This window comes from Tenacibaculum sp. MEBiC06402, from assembly GCF_049239625.1.
GTDB lineage: Bacteria > Bacteroidota > Bacteroidia > Flavobacteriales > Flavobacteriaceae > Polaribacter.
Genome location: NZ_JBMKKT010000026.1, coordinates 1 through 1,218, shown reverse-complemented (window position 1 = coordinate 1,218; position 1,218 = coordinate 1). Strand labels below are relative to the sequence as shown.

The window sequence follows — 1,218 nt, the reverse complement described above, 5'->3', positions numbered from 1 at the left end:
CGTTTTCCGTTGATGTGGAAAGATAATTAATAAGATTGAATTTCCGCTGAGGAAATTCAGCCGCAATTAATTATACACCTTGTTGGCTGCTTTATTATGATTAAATATTCCAGACTTAATCATAGAAATTAATCTTTCGGTTGGCTCAATTCTTTGACCTTTATCGTTCCAGAATTTCCATTCCTTAATATTAACTGTATTTTTTATATAAGAGTAAGAACATCCGCCATAATTGTCAATCGTAACTATTTCTTTATTGTAATTTCCCTGAGCAATTTTTTTGTTTTGTGCAGTTCTGAATATCCAAGCTCCGTCACGGTACGAATATTTCACTTCTTTTGGAACTACAGAGCAAAAAATATAAGATTTCTCTATTAAGATTCCCTCTTGAATTATGTTAAAAAAATCTTTCGGGTATTTTTCCTTTTCAAATCTATTAGAACAGGAAGAGAATACTAAGGAGACAATTAAGATTAAAACTTTAGCTTTCATTTTTCATAATTCGAAATAACATATTGCTGCCAACGTATTTGTATAACTGTTGTTACGGGATTAAAGTTACGTATTTTGTTTAATAACTAGCGTTAGTAATTACTGAGTGGATTCGGACGAAGTCGAATCCGCCGTAATTGCGGTTATGCATTGTTGCCCACAGTTATTTTATTCTTTTCCATATCGTATAAAGTTTTTCAGTTCCAAATTCAATTCTATTTTCAAAGACTGATTTTAAATCCAATTCAAGTGGTTTAAAATAATAAAATCCGTCTTTTTTCTTTTCCATTAAATTCCGTTTTAAATACCATTCAACCGCTTCTTTTCGACTTTCCGCTTTTTGTTTGGATAAACGTCGCTCTATAATCAGTTTGTCATTTTCAATTCGGTATGTTCCGATATCTGTATGATTTGAATTGTAATAGAATTTAAATTCACCATTTTCTTTAAAAGTCCTGTCGGCATAACCAGTTCCATTTTCAGTTTCTATTGGGTCAACAGCTACATCTTCAAATTCAGACTTTTCCTTGTACATTCTTAAATCACATTCTTTTTCAAAACGCCACGTTCCAATTATTAATTCTGATTGAGTTTTTTGAGCAACCAAAATTCCAATTTGAAAAGCCAATATTATTGTGAGCAGAATTTTTCTCATAATTGTGGGCAACGTATTTGTGTATGAAAAGTTGCGATAATTTTAGTAGCAATTTTTCATTCATTTTTCAT

At 31.0% G+C, this 1,218-nt stretch carries 2 protein-coding genes; both read right to left on the bottom strand.

The features are described 5' to 3' along the window. Positions 1 to 66: 66 nt before the first annotated feature. Complete coding sequence (locus tag ACOSP6_RS00235) at positions 67 to 492, bottom strand: hypothetical protein (protein ID WP_422095666.1); 426 nt, start codon at positions 490 to 492, stop codon at positions 67 to 69. 163 nt (positions 493 to 655) lie between these two features. Continuing rightward, complete coding sequence (locus ACOSP6_RS00230; protein WP_422092885.1) at positions 656 to 1,147, bottom strand: hypothetical protein; 492 nt, start codon at positions 1,145 to 1,147, stop codon at positions 656 to 658. Positions 1,148 to 1,218: the final 71 nt, after the last annotated feature.

What these genes read in the sequence shown, in the direction of transcription:
- ACOSP6_RS00230 (WP_422092885.1), bottom strand. Translation starts at nt 1,147, where the DNA reads ATGAGAAAAATTCTGCTCACAATAATATTGGCTTTTCAAATTGGAATT.
- ACOSP6_RS00235 (WP_422095666.1), bottom strand. Translation starts at nt 492, where the DNA reads ATGAAAGCTAAAGTTTTAATCTTAATTGTCTCCTTAGTATTCTCTTCC.